Source organism: Mycobacterium sp. NPDC049093 (genome assembly GCF_040704635.1).
In the GTDB taxonomy this organism is placed as follows: Bacteria; Actinomycetota; Actinomycetes; order Mycobacteriales; family Mycobacteriaceae; genus Mycobacterium.
Genome location: NZ_JBEZJS010000005.1, coordinates 537,394 through 553,760, shown reverse-complemented (window position 1 = coordinate 553,760; position 16,367 = coordinate 537,394). Strand labels below are relative to the sequence as shown.

Genomic DNA, 16,367 nt, shown 5'->3' with positions numbered 1-16,367 from the left:
TCCCCAGTTGGTTGAGCTGGGAATACCCGTTTCGAACGATTTTCCTCCTCCCCGCGCCACGGTGTCGCCCACTCGCCGGTTCGCGCGATCACCGCAGGCGTGGCGGCGGACGACTGCCGGGTCACCTGGTGGTGCTCTACCTGCTAGCCGGGTCCGAGTCGGGGGCCAGCACCAGTGATTTCGACGCCCTCGATGGGAACCCTGGATGGCAGAGGCAAAATCGACGAAGGAGCGTGGATTGTGAACACAGTGCCCAAACGATCGATGATGCCGGTTGCCGTGGCGTCGGCAGTCGCAGGTGTTGGTTTGGCAATGGGAATCGCCGTCGCACCAAGTGCTTTGGCAGAACCCGCGTCCAACTGCACGCATGGTGGCGGCTCAGTGGTGTGCGAGAGTCCGGGCAATGCTGAGGTGTACTCAGAGCCGCCCAGTACGAGCCCCGGAATGGGCGTCGGCGCTAACGGTCCCTACGGATCGTGGGGCAACGTACCGCCGCTGCGCTAATACGGCACACGCAACGTCCGAGCCTGGCGGGCGGTGAGACCTTGCTGGCATAGGGAAGGTGGCTCATTATGCGAATAACCGTTCTGTCCGTGCTGGGCGCGGTCAGCGTGGCCGGGTCAGTCATTGTGGCTCCGCTGGCCGGCGCCACGCCGGGCGATGCACCGGCGGCGGTCCAGCACATCCAGCCGGCCCCGCAGACTTGCAACTTCACCAATGCGGGCAGTGTCTGCGTCTCGCCGGGTAACGCGCAGATCAACGACGCTCCGCCGTTCGTCAACAACTTCCCGATGTACGGGTCCTTCCCGTGGATCCTGTAACCGCTTGACCAGCGGCGGCGTCCACGGTGGCGGGGGAACCGTCGTGGACGCCGCCCTCCTGCACCCTTTCATCCAGCCAGGCTTGCCACAGGCAACACTCAGGTCGCAGCACTAGCCTGGCAGAAGCCGTATCAAAACGTATGGAAGCTGGCCGACCGTGCACTCCACGCAGCCGGATCTGCGATCGATTGGCTGGATCTGACGGCGGACGCTTGAGGTCAACCCGGTTGGGAAACCACATGATTGGCCGACATATGTGGTCGCGTGCAGGAGGTCGGGGATATGACAACGAGTAATCGGCTGGCGACGTTGTGGGATCCGCATGAGCCCCGGGCTGTGTTGCGTGACCACATCGATGAGCGTCAGTTCGGCGGCGGCATCCCCCAAGTGCCGGCCCGATTCCCAACGGTCCGACTGGGGCGGCACTGGATCAGCGCCTTGTGGCTGCTGCCGATCGGTGTGACTGTGCTGATACTGGTCGTCGCTGTGGCCCAGGAACTGCGCGAGTACGGCTGGATGCAGGACTTCATCACCCGCTATCCGGGTACCTCGCCGAGCTTTGCATCCGAGGTGACCAGCGGTTTCCCAGCCTGGCTGCGCTGGCAACACTTCTTCAACATCATTTTCATGATGTTCATCCTGCGGTCAGGCTTGCAGATCCTGGCTGACCATCCCCGGCTTTATCTGAACGCAGGCTGCCGTCCCGGCACGGAGTGGCTGCGGATGCGTGGCGAAGTGCCCGCCGACCGCAGGGACAAGAGCGACCCGCCGAAGGTGTGGACCTCCAAGGATGATGCGGTAACACTGCCGAAGTGGTTGGGAATTCCTGGTTTTCGTCACTCAGTCGGGCTGGCCCGGTGGTGGCATCTCAGCTTCGACCTGCTGTGGTTGGTCAACGGGGTGTTGTTCTATGTGCTGTTGTTCAGCACCGGGCAATGGCAGCGGATCGTGCCTCAGTCCTGGGAGGTGTTCCCGAATGCGCTGTCCACCGCGGTGCAGTACGCCTCGCTGGATTTTCCCGACAACCACGGGTTCATCGCCTACAACGGGCTGCAGATGCTGGCCTACTTCATCACGGTGTTTGTCGCCGCACCGCTGGCGTTTCTCACTGGCCTGCTGCAGGCGCCAGCTGTCGCTGCGCGGTTGGGCACCGGACGCGGACCCCTCAACCGACAGGCCGCCCGCACCGTGCACTTCGCCGTGTGGCTGTGGATGGTGACCTTCATTGTGGCCCACGTGACCATGGTGTTCACCACCGGCGCGGTGGAAAACCTCAATCACATGACGCTGGGCACCGACACCGAATCATATTGGGCCCTGGCAATATTCGGTGTGGCCGCTGCGGTGGTGACTACGCTGTGGTTGGCGGCATCACCCGTCACCATCCGGTACCCCAGAGTGGTGCAAAACACCGGCCGCTTCATCGTGGGGTGGGCCAAAGCCTGGATGGAACGAGCCCACCCGCGAGCGTCGTACACCGACAAGGACATCTCGCCCTACCTGTGGGTCAACGGCACCTTGCCCGATTCCGACCACTACCGCTGGCTGCAACAAGGTGGCTGGTCGCAGTACATGCTGCGCATCGAGGGGCTGGTGGAGACTCCGCTGGAGTTGTCGTATTCAGGTTTGTTGGCGCTGCCCAAACACGAACAGATCACCCAGCACTACTGCATTCAGGGCTGGTCCGGGGTGGCCAAATGGGGTGGTGTCGCGATGGCCGACATCCTGGCCATGGTGCACCCGCTGCCGGAGGCCAAATGGGTGGTGTTCTACTCGTTCGCCGAGGGTGCCGAACCCGGTCACGGGCGCTACTACGACTGCCACCGCATCGAGCACATGCGTGAGCCGATGGCCTTATTGGCCTACGAGATGAACGGACAGCCGCTCTGCGAAGCTCACGGTGCCCCGCTGCGGTTGCGCAACGAGCTCGAACTCGGTTTCAAACAGGTCAAATGGATCGAAGCCATCGAATTCGTCGCCGACTTCCGTGACGTCGGCTGGGGGCATGGTGGCTACAACGAGGACCACGAATACTACGGTTACCGCATGCCGATCTAGACGAGTTCACCGACCTCGATACATCTACGACGAGGAAGGATCGTCGCAATCAGCAGCATGGCCCTCAACGCGTGGAAGATTCCACGGATAACGGGCTTGGGTCAGGTCGACGCGTCCGGCCCGGATCGGGACTCCTTCGGATTCGAGCAGCGCAAGAGCGTTACCACCGCGGCAGGTTGCGGGCGTGCCGTCGGCACGCACGGCGCGCCACCACGGAACATCGTCGGGCACTCTGCTCACTTCGCGTCCCGCTTGCCGTGGCGAGATCCCCAATCGGCGGCCGACGTCGCCGTAGGTCGCGACGTAGCCCGGCTCGATATCGTCCAGGACCGCGCATACCGCCTCATTGAGTTCTTCTCGCCTGGTCATGGCCCTAATCCGGCGGCTGGGTAGGTGACTGTGTGAACCGCCCCGGTGAGTCCGGAGACTTCATCTCTTGTGAAGGATGGAGTCATGGCAGGTTCGAGGAAGTACCCGACCGAGCTGCGTGAGCGTGCGGTGCGGATGGTCGCGGAGGTGCGCGATCAGTATTCGTCGGAGTGGGCGGCTATCGAGTCGGTAGCGGCCAAGCTTGGTATCGGTACGCCCCAGACACTGTTGAGCTGGGTGCGCCGAGAGCAGGTCGATTCGGGTAACCGTCCCGGGGTGAGCAGTGACATGGCTGCGGAGCTGCGGCGGTTGCGGGCTGAGAATCGAGAACTCAAGCGCGCCAACGATATTTTGAAATCAGCATCGACTTTCTTCGCGGCGGAGCTCGACCGCCGCAATCGGTGATCGTCGACTACATCGACACCCACAAGCAGGCCTTCGGCGTCGAGCCGATCTGCCGTGTGCTGTCCGCACATGGTTGCAAGATCGCGCCGTCTACCTACTACGACGCCTGCGCTCGCCGGCAGCAACCGTCCAAGCGCCAGGTGCGTGATGAGGAACTCAAGGTCGAGATCGCCCGCGTGCACCGCGAGAACTACGCCGTCTACGGGGCGCGCAAGGTCTGGCTGCAATGCCGCCGCGAGGGCATCGAGGTGGCCCGCTGCACGGTGGAACGTTTGATGCCCGAACTCGGCCTACACGGAGCGCGGCGAGGGAAGGTCAAGCGCACCACGATCGCCGACCCGCAAGCGGCCAGACCCGATGATCTGGTGGGCCGACATTTCAGCCCGAACGCGCCAAACACGTTGTGGGTAGCGGACTTTACCTATGTTTCGACGTGGTCGGGGTGGGTGTACGTGGCGTTCGTGATCGATGCTTATGCCCGTCGGATCGTGGGGTGGCGTACTGCAACGACCATGACCTCACAGCTGGTGCTTGATGCCATCGAGCACGCGATCTGGACCCGCCAGCGCGAGGGCATTGAGGATCTGACCGGGTTGATCCATCACAACGATCGCGGCAGCCAGTACACGTCGATCGCGTTCACCGACCGGCTTCTGGAGGCCGGCATCGACGCCTCGATCGGCGCTACCGGCAACTCGTATGACAATGCCCTGGCCGAGACGATCAACGGTCTCTACAAGACCGAACTGATCAAGGCCCAGGGTCCGTGGCGCACCGTTGACCAGGTCGAAGTCGCCACCTTGGAATGGGTGGACTGGTTCAACCACCGCCGCATCTACGAGTACTGCGGGGACATGCCACCGGCCGAGTGCGAGGCCCTGTACTACCGTCACCACCGAACTCAGCACACCGCCGAGTTCTCAAACCAGTAGGTCTCCGGACATGCCGGGGCGATTCAGTGTCGGCAGGTCCGATGACGGCGCCGGCGCTGAGTTGCGCAGTATCGACATGACCGGGGCTGACGATGTGACGCACGGTCTCGTCGTGGGCGAGTAGGTAGTCGGCGATGATCCGGCGGTGGCACCGCCACCACACCGCCTCGGAGCACATCACGGCGCTCCGTGAGGCGTGTCCCCACCCGCGTAGCTCAGTGAAGGCGCGGCGGAAGTCGTCGGACAGCGCATGATCGGCATAGTTGTGGAAGCTGCGGTTCTTCCACCACCCGTTGACCTCGAAGGGTACTTCGGTGTTCACGGAACGACGCCCGGTCAACCCTTGGGCGTACTGGTATCCGATGCCCGCCTCGCCGAGGGAGGCCGAAAGTGCGTCCCGGTCGAACTGCGGATACCGAGTGGAGCCGGGGAGTTTGCGAACATCAACCACCTGTTGGACGCCGCCGTCGCGGAGCAGCGCCGCGAACTCGGCGAACGTTCGCGTGGAGTGTCCGATCGTGAAGATGGGTTCACTCATCGACGAGCCGCAGTGCGCTGCCTTTGTGGGCGGCGACGTGGTCGGTCTTGTCGCTCTTGATTTCGTACTGCGGATCTTCCGGCGAGGCCCGATGAGTGTGGCCCTTGTACTCGAAATCCTGCGAGTGGACCTTCGTCACCGTGCCGGAGACGTGGCCGGCCTCCGAGTTCCACATCACGTGGTCACCGACATTGAATGTGTCAGGCATCGCAACTCCCTATGACGCTTGCATCATTCAATCATCACTGCCGGCTGACGGTCGTCGTCATCGCTGTCTTCGTGGGCAGCTGCACCACGACGCACAGCCCGCCGGCGGGGCGCGGAGTGAGCGTGAGGGTTCCCTCGTGGGCGCGGGTGATGCTGTTGACGATCGCCAGACCGAGTCCGACACCGTCGTCGTGGGTACGTGTGCGTTCACGGCCGCGTTGAAACGGCTCGACCAGCGTGGAAACCATTGGCACGGTGAGCTTGTCGCCGGTGTTCTCGACTGAAAGCATCACCGAGGTGGGGTGAACGCTCGTGGTGACCCACACGGTTCCGCGTGCGGGCTGGTTGTGCACGATGGCGTTGTGCACCAGGTTGGTGGCCAGCTGCAGCAGGAGTGTGGCCGAGCCGGTGGTGGGCGCCACGTCGCCGGACGTCTCGATGACGACGGCATGTCGTTCTGCCAGCGGCAGGAGTGTTTCGGTGGCGTCTTCGGCGATGAGGGACAGGTCGACCTGTTCCCGGACGAAGGACCGTTGATCGGCACGACTTAGCAGGAGCAGTGCCTCGGTGAGGTCGATCGCCCGGGTGTTGACGGCGTGCAGGCGTTCGAGCAGTTCATCGGTGTCGCGGTCCTGATCCTTGCGGGCCACATCGAGCAGGGTCTGCGTGATCGCCAAGGGGGTGCGTAGCTCGTGGGAGGCGTTGGCGGCGAACCTCTGCTGTTCGGCGACGTGTGCTTCGAGCCGTTCGAGCATGGTGTCGAAGGCGTCGGCGAGTTCTCGAAGCTCGTCTCGTCTGCCCGACAACCGGATTCGATGTGACAGGGAACCTTTCGAGGCCAAACGGGTGGCGGCAGTGATGCGCGTCAGGGGTGCGAGCATTCGGCCGGCCAGCAGCCACCCGCCGACCAGACCGAACACAAGCAGGAACGCCATCACGACGGCGGCTCTGGGGGCGAAAACGTGCAGGAGCCTGGACCGGATGGGGAACACGTCATTGGGGAATTCGATGTCAGTACTGCCCGGGATGATCATCATCCGGTCTGGCACGTACCGCAGCAGGAAAATCCACACGGCGGCGAGCAGCAGGGCGCCGGCAAGCATCAGAAATCCGGCGTAGCTGAGGGTGAGTTTGAGTCGAAGGCTCAATCCTGGTGCTCTATCCATCGTTTCGTTCCCCCGGTCCGGAGCCTGCTGCGTTCTCGATGCGGTAGCCGACGCCGGGCACTGTCGCGATGATCCAGGGTTCGCCGAGGCGTTTGCGCAGCGCCGACACGGTGATGCGCACGGCATTGGTGAACGGGTCGGCGTTCTCATCCCACGCCCGCTCCAGGAGCTCTTCGGCACTGACGACACCGCCTTCGGCCGCGACGAGAACCTCGAGCACCGCGAACTGTTTCCTGGTGAGGGCGACATATCGGCCGTCGCGGTACACCTCGCGCCGGAACGGATCCAGCCGTAGGCCTGCGATCTCCCACACCGGAGGCCTGCTCTGGGCGCGTCTGCGGTCGAGTGCTCGCAGGCGCAGCACGAGCTCTCGTAGTTCGAACGGCTTGGTCAGATAGTCGTCGGCACCGAGTTCGAAGCCCGAGGCCAAGTCATCGAGCCGGTCTGCAGCAGTCAACATCAGGATCGGTGTGCCGCTGCCCGAGGCGACGATGCGTTGAGCGATCTCGTCGCCCGAGGGGCCGGGGATGTCGCGGTCGAGTACGGCGATGTCGTAGGTGTTGATGCTCAGCAACTCCAGCGCGGTGTCCCCGTCACCGGCGATGTCGGCGGCGATCGCCTCCAGCCGCAGGCCGTCGCGGATGGCCGTCGCCATGTAGGGCTCGTCTTCGACGACCAGCACACGCATGCTCTCCACGCTACGAGCTCGTCCATATCGTCGGCATATCGAAAATCGCATACGTGCCGACAACGCCGTCGGGCCTTGACTGGCGGCCATGACAAACAACAACTCAGCACACAACCGACGCCCGCTCGTCACTCTCGCCGTGGCCGTCTTGATCGGCTCGGCTGGTTTGGCCGTCGCCGCGCCTGCCGTCGCCGACCCGGACGGTCAGCAACAGGCAACGAAGTACTCCGAGTGCATGCGGGCCAACGGTGTCGCGGACTTCCCAAACCCCAACGCACAAGGTCAAATACCCTACGGAGGGATCTCCGTGCCGAAGGCTACGTGGGAGTACGCGGTCGGTGCATGTGCGGATCTGCAGCCCTCGGTTTGGTCCGACGCCCAGCGCACGCCCGCGCAGCAAGCTTCGGCACTCAAGTTTGCGCAATGCGTGCGCGACCATGGCGTGGCGGACTTCCCCGACCCGGCCACCGCACGCGATCCGCTCATCGATACCTCGAGGATGCGTGGCGACGTCAGCGCCGGCAGCATTCCCGAGCTGAAGCCCGCGGTCGAGGCGTGCCACGACTTCTTCGCCGCCGCGCTGCCACCTCAGGGAACCGGCCGGCCGGGCTGAGAACCAAGAGGCTCGGGGTTGACGTCGAGTTAATCTGTTGCGCTTGGTCGGGCGGCGTCGAGGTCGTCTTTCGTCAAGACAGCTCGAACGGTCAGTGCGACGTCGTTCAGGACGGTGCTGGGATCAGCACTTCGGTTGATCGCGCAGATTACGGTCGAGACGCTGCCGTGCTCACTGCGTAGGGCCTGAGCTGCATCGCGCACGGCACCGCCGGTGGTGATCACGTCCTCGATGAGGGTGATCGTTCTTCCGGCGGTGTCGGCACCTTCGGCGAGCCTGCAGGTGCCGTAGGACTTGGCGGCTTTCCGTACGAATAGTGTTGGTATGCCGGTCAATTGGCTCAAGACGGTGGCCAATGGGATGCCGCCCAGTTCCAGGCCGCCGAGCAGGTCGGTTTCGGCGGGAATGAGCGGAACCATTGCTTCGCACACGCGTCGGAGCAATTGAGGGTCCGACTCGAACAGGTACTTGTCGAAGTACTCGTGAGAGATCTGGCCTGATCGAAGCTGAAATTGTCCCTGAAGCCGGCAGGCGCGGTTCACATCCACGGCGAGCAGTTCGCGGTCCATATTGTTCATCGTGGCACTAGATCAGCACTGGGGCGGCGTGTGGGGCTGTCACGCACGCGAGATCTGGGGTTGGATTCCTCGTACGGAACGGCGTCGTCTGTAACTGTGTCACCGTCGGTGGGAGGGGGCTGCGTTGTTGGGTAGTGCTCACGCTGGATTCAGGAGCGCACCTGCCCGGCTGTGCTATTTGGACGTGTATGAGGAGCTGCGGGCTGTGAGTCCGCCGGCCGATGCCATGCACGATGTGGCGACGAAGTTCGGCATCGTCCGGGTGTACCAGCACGGCCCGGTCGGTGGAGTGCCGATCGTGCTTTTACACGGCTATTTTCTTACTTCCGCGATGTGGGCGTACCAGGTAGCCAGTTTGGCAAGCGATTTCACCGTCTACACAATCGACATGCCCGGCCAGCCCGGAGCGAGCAGGCAGTCGAAAGCGATGCGCACTTCAGCTGATTGTGCGCGCTGCATTGACGACGTTCTCGGTGGACTCGGTCTGCAGGATGTGCATCTGGTCGGGTACTCCTACGGGGGTTGGCTCGCTACACATACAGCTGCACGCTTTCCCCAACGGTTGGCGACGATGACTTTGATCGACCCAGCCAGCACCGTCGCCCGTATCTCGGCAAGGTTCTGGACGAACCTGGTGATCGCGACGTCGTGGCCGCGGTCGGTGCGTGCTCAACGCGCTGCGGCGTGGGTGACGGGTGACCCCGAGCCGGGCAGCTTTGTCGACCAGCTGGCAGGGCTGTTTCTCGCGGGATTCGCGGCCTACGCGCCACCCCTGGGAACGCCGGCTCCGCTCTTCGTGAGCGGTCGGGTCCTACGTTCGGTGAGTATTCCGTCGCAAGTTCTCCTGGCAGGCAACACGGTTCACAATTCGTCAAAAGGGCTCCAGCGGATACTCGCGGTGGTGCCTGACTGGGAGTATCAGCTGTGGCTGGACGCCTCACATGCGCTACCGATCGAGCTTCCTGACGAGGTCAATGCCAGTATCCGCAGGTTTGTGATCGAGCGCCGCACCTGAGCCATCCCACCCAAAAATCGCTGGGACCTCTCCCGATGCGGTGTTACCGTCACGTCGTGACCATGTTCTGCGACGCCTATGTGCTGCTCGCCGGGATGCGCGACGCATCCACGGCGAGTTTGTCATGCGCGGGCCTCGAGGGCACCAAAGACATTGACCGGCAGTCGGTCGAGCGCACTGTCCTGTGGCATCGCCGTTGCTTCCGGTCAACACGTCTGCAGACTTCCACTCGCTCAGTGGGTGCGCGCCCCGGCCGGGAGCATGGGCCTGAAGAACAATCTCACAGATCTCTCAACCTCACCGTTGTCGCTGACAGGAACGTTGCCTGACGTTTCTGTGGTTTGTTGCGCCCAATTATGTTGGGGCATAGTGAGTTACGGGAAAAAATAGGTTCGACAATTGCAGTTCGGCAGCGCATGCTGTTGGCGGCAAGGCGCACGAATGAACGTGTGCAACACGGCGTGACATCGAAATGCATTGTCCCGTCGGATCTTTGAAAACTACAGAATGTGGCATCCGCGCTCGTGGCGGAACTGGAAGACGCGCCCGGCTCAGACCCGGGTGTCCTACACGGGCATGCAGGTTCAACTCCTGCCGAGCGCACTGTCAGGTCGTCGGTGAATCGTGTACCACTCTCCACGACCGGCACTCATGCACGCGCCGTTAGCTGAGTTGGAATAGCACCAGACTCTTAATCTGGGGACGGAGGATCGAAACCCCTACGGCGCACCAATATTCATGCCGCTGAGGTGTAACAGGTTTGCACGCCAGTCTTCCAAACTGGCAGAGCGGGTTCGAGCCCCGTCAGCGGTTCCACAGAAGAACGAGAATCAGAGAGGAGGCACGCGGTCATGAAGCACTTTCGTCAACCCACAAACCGTCAGCAGGCCGTGACGGTATATAACGCCGACTACCGCGTGCTGACCCACGTGACCTGGCAGGAGGCGGTACGGCTGCTGCTGCGGGGTTCGGTCTACGCGATCGAGCGCCACAGCCCAGCCGTACACATACACAGCCCGTCGACGGTCATCGAGCTGCCGGCCTCGGTCGCGCTACGCGAGTACATCCACGTGCCGTACCGTCCCGGCCATCGGGCAGCGCGCGTCGGGGTTCTGGAACGTGACGGCTACACCTGCGCGTACTGCGGCGGATACGGCGACACGTTGGACCACGTCGTACCTGAGTCGCGTGGTGGCCAGAACACCTGGCTGAATCTCGTCGCCGCGTGCGCACCGTGTAACGGCCGCAAGAGGAATCGCACTCCCGAAGAGGCCGGGATGCGGTTGTTCTGGGAACCGTACGAGCCGCGTGAGCGGGACCGCTACTACGTACCGGCGATGGCCTGACCAGTGAGGCTCTCCCCGGCGGGGCAGACGACGCAATGAGCGGAAGTCGTCTGCCCCGCCCGCCCGAGCGATCAACTCCCTCGTAGTAGAGCCAGTCGGGGGGGCATCTGCGCGCGGTGACGACGGTGTGTCACGGCTGGCTGTAAACCAGTTGCTTCGGCTCAGGGGGTTCGAATCCCTCCGCGCAGACCACTTTTATTGCCCGCTAGCACAATTGGTAGATGCGTCTGGTTCTGATCCAGATGGTTTCAGGTTCGAATCCTGAGCGGGCAGCGCAGGTCCGTTGGTGTAATGGCAGCACACCTGGTTCTCAACCAGACGGCAGGAGTTCGACTCTCCTACGGACTACCTTGCACAGGCCCCGTTCGGATATGGGTAGTCTGCCGCCCTTTCACGGCGGCGGAGCGGGTTCGAGTCCCGCGCGGGGTACACGCAGTCCGGGAAGTGTGGCAGAAAGGTAATGCAGCGGCTTGCTAAGCCGTCGTCGCGGCGTCCCCGCGGCTTGGGGGTTCGACTCCCTCCACTTCCGCTGTGGCGGTAGCTCAATCCGGTAGAGCGCCAGGTTGTGATCCTGGTTGTTACGGGTTCGAATCCCGTCCGCCACCCCACTCATGCCTATGCCCCTGTAGCTCAAACGGACAGAGCGTCGTCCTCCGACGGCGAAGGTTGACGGTTCGAGTCCGTCCAGGGGCACGGCACGGGATGCCCGCGTAGCTCAAATGGAGAGAGCGCCTGTTTACGAAACAGGAGGTTGCTGGTTCGAGTCCAGCCGCGGGCGCGCGCGCGATCGGTGCCCGACTGCGTGAACTGCACCGTACTGTCGGAAGCGTGTCGATCCGCGAGTTGATCGTGCTCGGTACCGCCAGCCAGGTGCCGACACGCCACCGCAATCACAACGGATATTTGCTGCGCTGGGATGGCGAGGGCTTGCTGTTCGACCCTGGAGAGGGAACGCAGCGTCAGTTTCTCCTCGCAGGGGTTTCGGCCAGTGCCGTCACCCGGCTGTGCCTGACCCACTTTCATGGCGACCACTGCCTCGGGGTTCCGGGAATCCTGCAACGCATGTCGCTGGACGGGGTGTCGCATCCGCTTCACGCCTATTACCCAGCCTCCGGCCAGGAGTACTTCACCCGGCTTCGGCACGCGAGCATCTTCCACGACACATTGGACGTGCAGGAGCACCCGGTCAGCGCCGACGGCCCGGTCGCCGACGGCCCCTTCGGCCATCTCGAGGTGCGCACGCTCGATCATTCGGTGTCCTCCGTCGGCTACCGGTTCGTCGAGCCCGATGGCCGGCGGATGGTGCCTGAGTCGCTGGCACGTTTCGGGATCGCCGGACCGCTGGTAGGGGAACTGCAGAAGGCTGGGGAAGTGCGCGTCGGGGATCGAGAGGTACAGCTGTCCGACGTCAGTGAGCCTCGGCGGGGCCAGCGTTTCGCCTTCATCATGGACACGCGCTTGTGCGACGCCGTGTACGCCTTGGCCGAGGATGCCGACCTGCTGGTGATCGAAGCGACGTTCCTGAACGGGGACGCCGAGCTGGCCTCGCGCTACGGCCATCTGACCGCGCGGCAGGCCGGCCAGGTCGCAGCCGAGAGCAACGTGCGGCGGCTGGTGCTCACTCATTTCTCTCAGCGCTACGACGACGCTCGGCGTCATCACGACGAAGCGGCCGAGGTATTCGGCGGCGAGGTGATCACGGCCGAGGACCTGGCCAGGATCCGGGTTCCCCGACGGTTATGAGGGGCGACGGATCCCCGCCCGCATGACATGAAGTTGATATGAAGTCACCGGCCTACGCCGTTATTGTCCGCAGAATGTCAGGGTGACGATGTCGGTCCCCTCCTGCGATCAGCAGCGTGCCGGCACTGCATCGATCCGAGCGTTGAGCGTTGCCGATGGGCCCGAGAGACTCGACACCGCAACGGAGCGTGACGAGGTCGTCCAGCTGACCCGTCAGCAGGAGCTGCGGCAGGCTCGCTACTACCGGGGACTCCTGGAGTCGCAGCGGGCTGAGATCGAAGAGGAGTTGGCCCGTGACTGCGAACTGTTCGTCAGACACTCGGCCGACGATCGCCACCGGCGTCGGATGCCACGTCTTCGTGAAGCCATCAGACGCAAACGCCGTGAGCAGTACCAGATCGACTGTCTGCTGGAATCTCTGAACATGAGGTATTTTCGGCCGCGGCCGATGCCGCTACCGGATCACCGCTTCACCATCGAGGTCGAACCCACGCGGCACGGCTACCGGGTGCGGATCTCCGAACTCGATCTAGTCGTGACCGCCGTCAGCCGCGATGATGCTGCGATGACGGCCCGCGAGTACATCGCCGTGAGCATCGGCATCGCGATCAGCCGGATCGCCGTCACCCCGGGGCGCTTGGGGACGTAGGTCCAGCGGGCGCTCTTGCCGCGTCTGTCTCGGTGGGCGCTGGTCTTTCCTGGCGTCAGTACTTGAATTTCTAACGGTTTTCGCAACAGTGGTGCGGAAAATTCCTGTGGAGCACAGTATTACATCAGTGTGATGGCTTGTCATTTGTTGCGACTGGTTAATGTCCAGGCACAGTTTCCCCGTCATTCACCTACGGGAAATGCTGTCTCCCAACTGTTTATGGGTAACTGGTCCATGGCTGGTGACATGGCTTTGCGGGCGCTGCTACGTTCCCTCGGGAAGAATTCTTCGAATACTGAGAGGCCTGCCGCCGTACCATGCTCAAAACTCTTGTCCCACTGGCTGTCGCCTGTTCTCTCGGCGCCTTTGCTTCTCTTTCCGGTGCCAACCAGGCTGGAGCCCAGCCGATTCCAGCTCCGCCGGTGCCCGATGTCGCACCTGCACCCGAAGTGGATAATGGCGCCGTCCCGTCGGCGGCACCCGGGATCTTGCCGACACCGGAGGGCTGGACGCTTTCGGTCAAGGCGGTGAACGAAACGCAGCTCGACGTAGCTCCGTTGACCACCGCCATGTCCTCGCGTGAATACCTGGTGGGCGGAACGTTTCTGGGCGAGGTCACTGGCTCCGGCAAGGCCGCGCTGGCCGGTGGCACGCTGGAGGCCGGCTATCAGATCGGTTGTGGCATCAGTGCCGATGTCGTAGATGCCAGGTTCGGCGGCAATATCACGCCCTCGCTGAGCTCTGTGGGCGTGCCGAGCGTCGGAGGTGGACTGTTCGCGCAGATCCGCCCCACTCTCAAGCCGGGTACGGCGTCCGTCGTCCCCGTGACGAAGATCCAATACGACGGCGATACGGCACGCGTGACGATCACCGGCCTGCGGATCAAGATCGACAGCTGCGTCGGTCAGTCCTTCATTCGCTCATACGCGACGTTCACCAGCTCCACCGCCGACACGCAGGACGTCGTCTCCTACGTGGGCGTGACCAAGGCCGTGTGACGTCCGTGCCTCAAATTCGCACTCGCTCAATCGTTTACGTTCCGAGAGGTGTCAACAACCGACATGACCAAGATCCTTGCCGCGCTGTTTTTGGCCGGTGCGCTGGTGGTGCCGGCGCCCTACGCGACCGCCGCTCCCGAACCCGTCGTGCCGCACGAGCCGAGCGCAGATGCTCTGCCGCCCGCCGCTCCCGAATCCGGAACACCGCCGGACACCGGGGCCGTCGGCTCCGCGGAACCGTCCGTGGTCACGACGCCTGATGGTTGGGTGTTGAAGCTCGCTGCCAAGGACGAGACGCAATTGCCGATCCCGGCCCTGACCACCGCGACCTCATCGCGTGAGTACCTCGCCGGGGGGACATTCACCGGCAACATCAGCGGCAGCGGCACTGCGTCGTTGCAGGGCGGCACGCTCGAGGCGGGCTACCAGATCGGCTGTGGTATCGAGCTGAGCTCGGTTCGCTTGACCGGCAGCCTCGGCCTTTCCTCGTCGGTCAGCCGGACCGGCCTCGGCGGGATCAGTGCACCGATTCAGGGCAATGTCGAAGTGCGACCGAAACCTGGCGAGGTCATCGACGTCTCGGTCACCGAAATGAAGTTCAAAGGCAAGGATTCCCGGGTCACGCTCAAAGACGTGCACATCAAGATCGATGGGTGCGTCGGCCAGTCTTTTCTGCGGTCATTCGCAAAGCTGACCAGCGCCGCCCCGGGGTCCCAAGACGTCGTCGCCTACTACGGCGTGACCAAGACCGTCTGATCGGCTTCGGCCCGAATCTGCGGATACGTCGGGTACTCAATGCCCGACAGGTACTGCACCGTGCGCACCACCTGGGAGGAGTAGCCGAATTCGTTGTCGTACCAGACGTAGAGGATCACGTTGTCTTCGTCGACGATCGTCGCGTTGGCGTCGATGATGCTGGCCGCACGTGAGCCGATGAAGTCGCTCGACACTGCGTCGGTCGCCGCGGTGTAGTCCAGGTTGCGGCTCAACGGTCCCGCCAGGGACGCCTGGCGCAGGTACTCCAGGGCGTCTTCCTTGGTCGTCGGGCGGTGCAGCTGCATGTTCAGGATCGCCACCGAGACATCCGGGGTGGGAACGCGGATTGAGCTACCGCTGATCTTGGCCTTCAGGTCCGGCATGGCCTTGGCGACAGCGGAGGCCGCACCGGTTTCGGTCAGGACCAGGTTGAACGGCGCGGACCGGCCGCGGCGGTCGGCGTTGTGATAGTTGTCCAGCAGGTTCTGGTCGTTGGTGAACGAATGCACGGTCTCCACGTGGCAGCGGGCGATGCCGTACTCGTCGTCCATCGCCTTGAGCGGCGGAACGATCGCGTTGGTCGTGCATGACGCGCACGAGAAGATCTGCTGTTCGAGGTCGAGGGTGCGGTGGTTGACCCCGTGCACGATGTTCGGGACGTCGCCCTTGCCCGGGGCGGTCAGCAGGACCTTCGCGATGCCGGGGCGCAGGTGCTTGGACAGGCCGTCGCGGTCACGCCACTTGCCGGTGTTGTCGATCAGGATCGCGTTGTCGATGCCGTACTCGGTGTAATCGACGGTCGCCGGGTCGTCACTGTGGATGAACTTGATGACGTTGCCGTTGGCGATCAGGCTGTTGGTCTCGGTGTCGACCTTGATCGTGCCGTCGAACTGGCCGTGCACCGAGTCGCGGCGCAGCAGCGACGCCCGCTTGGCGAGGTCGCCCTCCCCGTTGCTGCGGATCACCACGGCGCGCAGGTTGAGGCCGTTTCCGGAGCCGGCCTTCTCGATGAGCAGGCGCGCGACGAGCCGGCCGATGCGGCCGAACCCGTAGAGCACCACATCCCGCGGACCCTGGGGTTCGCTCTTGTTTTCGCCGGTCACGTCGCTGAGGACCTGCGCGGTGAACTCGGGTACCGACAACCCCGCATCGCTGGCGCGGTACGCCATGATCAGCAGGCCGAGGTCGATCTTCGACGGGCCCAGGTCCAGCTCGGCCAGTGCCTGCAGGAAGGGGAAGGTCTCTTCGACCGACAGTTCCTCACCGCCGACCTGTCGCGCGAACCGGTGGGTCCGCAGGATCTTGATGACGGACCTGTTCACCAGCGACCGGCTGTGCAGCAGGACTGTCACGCCCTTCGCCCGGTACAGGTTGCCGATGATCGGGATCATCGCCTCCGCGAGTGCTTCCTGAGCATTCCAATGGGCGAGTTCTGGCGAGTTCAAATCAAGCGTCCTGTGGGTCGTGTGGGCTGGCCCCTCGGAT

16 protein-coding genes, 11 tRNA genes, 1 pseudogene and 1 other annotated feature are annotated in these 16,367 nt (G+C 63.5%); of the genes and pseudogenes, 21 read left to right on the top strand and 7 right to left on the bottom strand.

Annotated features, from left to right (window positions below):
* Positions 1-572 precede the first annotated feature (572 nt).
* Together AB0876_RS23005 and AB0876_RS23000 are read left to right on the top strand one after the other, a co-directional pair.
* Positions 573-821, top strand: coding sequence for a hypothetical protein (locus tag AB0876_RS23005; RefSeq protein WP_526043014.1), 249 nt, complete (start codon positions 573-575; stop codon positions 819-821).
* A gap of 282 nt (positions 822-1,103) precedes the next feature.
* A complete protein-coding gene (locus AB0876_RS23000) occupies positions 1,104-2,879 on the top strand; it encodes a molybdopterin-dependent oxidoreductase (protein WP_491842193.1) in 1,776 nt (591 codons plus the stop codon).
* A 24-nt stretch (positions 2,880-2,903) separates the two neighbouring features.
* On the opposite strand, the gene AB0876_RS22995 is transcribed toward AB0876_RS23000, so the two are convergent.
* Positions 2,904-3,248 carry an MGMT family protein gene (locus tag AB0876_RS22995; protein WP_491842192.1) on the bottom strand — a complete coding sequence of 115 codons (345 nt, stop codon included), beginning with the start codon at positions 3,246-3,248 and terminating at the stop codon, positions 2,904-2,906.
* 84 nt (positions 3,249-3,332) lie between these two features.
* On the opposite strand from AB0876_RS22995, the gene AB0876_RS22990 reads away from it, so the two are divergent.
* Positions 3,333-4,585 (top strand): IS3 family transposase gene (locus AB0876_RS22990; RefSeq protein ID WP_526043013.1). Its coding sequence is split into 2 segments (ribosomal slippage): positions 3,333-3,615 and positions 3,615-4,585, totalling 1,254 coding nucleotides; the frame shifts between segments, so codons are not numbered across the junction.
* Positions 3,614-3,742, top strand: a sequence feature (AL1L pseudoknot). Its footprint overlaps the gene before it by 129 nt.
* A gap of 37 nt (positions 4,586-4,622) precedes the next feature.
* On the opposite strand, the pseudogene AB0876_RS22985 reads toward AB0876_RS22990, so the two are convergent.
* The 4 genes and pseudogenes from AB0876_RS22985 to AB0876_RS22970 all read right to left on the bottom strand — a co-directional run.
* Positions 4,623-5,123 (bottom strand): annotated as a pseudogene (locus AB0876_RS22985) (DUF488 domain-containing protein); the annotation flags it as partial.
* Positions 5,116-5,331, bottom strand: a complete 216-nt coding sequence (locus AB0876_RS22980) for an HVA1 family protein (protein ID WP_526043012.1) — start codon at positions 5,329-5,331, stop codon at positions 5,116-5,118. The gene AB0876_RS22980 and the pseudogene AB0876_RS22985, both read right to left, overlap by 8 nt.
* A gap of 34 nt (positions 5,332-5,365) precedes the next feature.
* Entirely contained in the window at positions 5,366-6,496 is a 1,131-nt protein-coding gene (locus AB0876_RS22975; RefSeq protein ID WP_526043011.1) for a sensor histidine kinase, read from the bottom strand.
* On the bottom strand, positions 6,489-7,184 hold the full coding sequence (locus AB0876_RS22970; protein ID WP_491842188.1) for a response regulator transcription factor: 696 nt from the start codon (positions 7,182-7,184) through the stop codon (positions 6,489-6,491). The genes AB0876_RS22975 and AB0876_RS22970 overlap by 8 nt, the downstream gene beginning before the upstream one ends.
* 88 nt (positions 7,185-7,272) lie before the next feature.
* Between AB0876_RS22970 and AB0876_RS22965 the strand changes: the two genes are divergently transcribed.
* Complete coding sequence (locus AB0876_RS22965) at positions 7,273-7,797, top strand: hypothetical protein (RefSeq protein ID WP_526043010.1); 525 nt, start codon at positions 7,273-7,275, stop codon at positions 7,795-7,797.
* A gap of 29 nt (positions 7,798-7,826) precedes the next feature.
* Here AB0876_RS22965 and AB0876_RS22960 read toward each other — a convergent pair whose 3' ends face one another.
* Positions 7,827-8,375 carry an orotate phosphoribosyltransferase gene (locus tag AB0876_RS22960; RefSeq protein ID WP_526043009.1) on the bottom strand — a complete coding sequence of 183 codons (549 nt, stop codon included), beginning with the start codon at positions 8,373-8,375 and terminating at the stop codon, positions 7,827-7,829.
* A 205-nt stretch (positions 8,376-8,580) separates the two neighbouring features.
* On the opposite strand from AB0876_RS22960, the gene AB0876_RS22955 reads away from it, so the two are divergent.
* The 17 genes from AB0876_RS22955 to AB0876_RS22875 all read left to right on the top strand — a co-directional run bounded on the left by AB0876_RS22955 (position 8,581) and on the right by AB0876_RS22875 (position 14,882).
* Complete coding sequence (locus AB0876_RS22955; protein ID WP_526043008.1) at positions 8,581-9,390, top strand: alpha/beta fold hydrolase; 810 nt, start codon at positions 8,581-8,583, stop codon at positions 9,388-9,390.
* A gap of 518 nt (positions 9,391-9,908) precedes the next feature.
* Positions 9,909-9,993, top strand: a tRNA-Leu gene (locus AB0876_RS22950).
* 54 nt (positions 9,994-10,047) lie between these two features.
* Positions 10,048-10,122 (top strand) — tRNA-Lys (locus tag AB0876_RS22945).
* Positions 10,123-10,130: 8 nt separating this feature from the next.
* A tRNA-Gly gene (locus AB0876_RS22940) sits at positions 10,131-10,206 on the top strand.
* A 35-nt stretch (positions 10,207-10,241) separates the two neighbouring features.
* Positions 10,242-10,736: an HNH endonuclease gene (locus AB0876_RS22935; protein WP_491842183.1), complete on the top strand. Its 495-nt coding sequence runs from the start codon at positions 10,242-10,244 to the stop codon at positions 10,734-10,736.
* A 107-nt stretch (positions 10,737-10,843) separates the two neighbouring features.
* Positions 10,844-10,928 (top strand) — tRNA-Tyr (locus AB0876_RS22930).
* 7 nt (positions 10,929-10,935) lie between these two features.
* A tRNA-Gln gene (locus tag AB0876_RS22925) sits at positions 10,936-11,009 on the top strand.
* Between the two features lie 4 nt (positions 11,010-11,013).
* Positions 11,014-11,084, top strand: a tRNA-Glu gene (locus AB0876_RS22920).
* A 10-nt stretch (positions 11,085-11,094) separates the two neighbouring features.
* Positions 11,095-11,165: transfer RNA gene (locus tag AB0876_RS22915), tRNA-Glu, on the top strand.
* Positions 11,166-11,176: 11 nt separating this feature from the next.
* A tRNA-Ser gene (locus AB0876_RS22910) sits at positions 11,177-11,265 on the top strand.
* A gap of 2 nt (positions 11,266-11,267) precedes the next feature.
* Positions 11,268-11,344, top strand: a tRNA-His gene (locus tag AB0876_RS22905).
* Positions 11,345-11,355: 11 nt separating this feature from the next.
* Positions 11,356-11,429: transfer RNA gene (locus tag AB0876_RS22900), tRNA-Arg, on the top strand.
* A gap of 11 nt (positions 11,430-11,440) precedes the next feature.
* Positions 11,441-11,514: transfer RNA gene (locus AB0876_RS22895), tRNA-Arg, on the top strand.
* 50 nt (positions 11,515-11,564) lie between these two features.
* Positions 11,565-12,479, top strand: coding sequence for a ribonuclease Z (locus tag AB0876_RS22890; protein WP_526043007.1), 915 nt, complete (start codon positions 11,565-11,567; stop codon positions 12,477-12,479).
* A gap of 82 nt (positions 12,480-12,561) precedes the next feature.
* On the top strand, positions 12,562-13,128 hold the full coding sequence (locus AB0876_RS22885; RefSeq protein WP_526043006.1) for a hypothetical protein: 567 nt from the start codon (positions 12,562-12,564) through the stop codon (positions 13,126-13,128).
* A gap of 317 nt (positions 13,129-13,445) precedes the next feature.
* Entirely contained in the window at positions 13,446-14,126 is a 681-nt protein-coding gene (locus AB0876_RS22880) for an MspA family porin (protein WP_491842180.1), read from the top strand.
* A gap of 63 nt (positions 14,127-14,189) precedes the next feature.
* A complete protein-coding gene (locus AB0876_RS22875; RefSeq protein WP_526043054.1) occupies positions 14,190-14,882 on the top strand; it encodes an MspA family porin in 693 nt (230 codons plus the stop codon).
* On the opposite strand, the gene AB0876_RS22870 is transcribed toward AB0876_RS22875, so the two are convergent.
* A complete protein-coding gene (locus tag AB0876_RS22870) occupies positions 14,858-16,327 on the bottom strand; it encodes a glyceraldehyde-3-phosphate dehydrogenase (RefSeq protein ID WP_526043005.1) in 1,470 nt (489 codons plus the stop codon). The genes AB0876_RS22875 and AB0876_RS22870 overlap by 25 nt on opposite strands.
* Positions 16,328-16,367 lie beyond the last annotated feature (40 nt).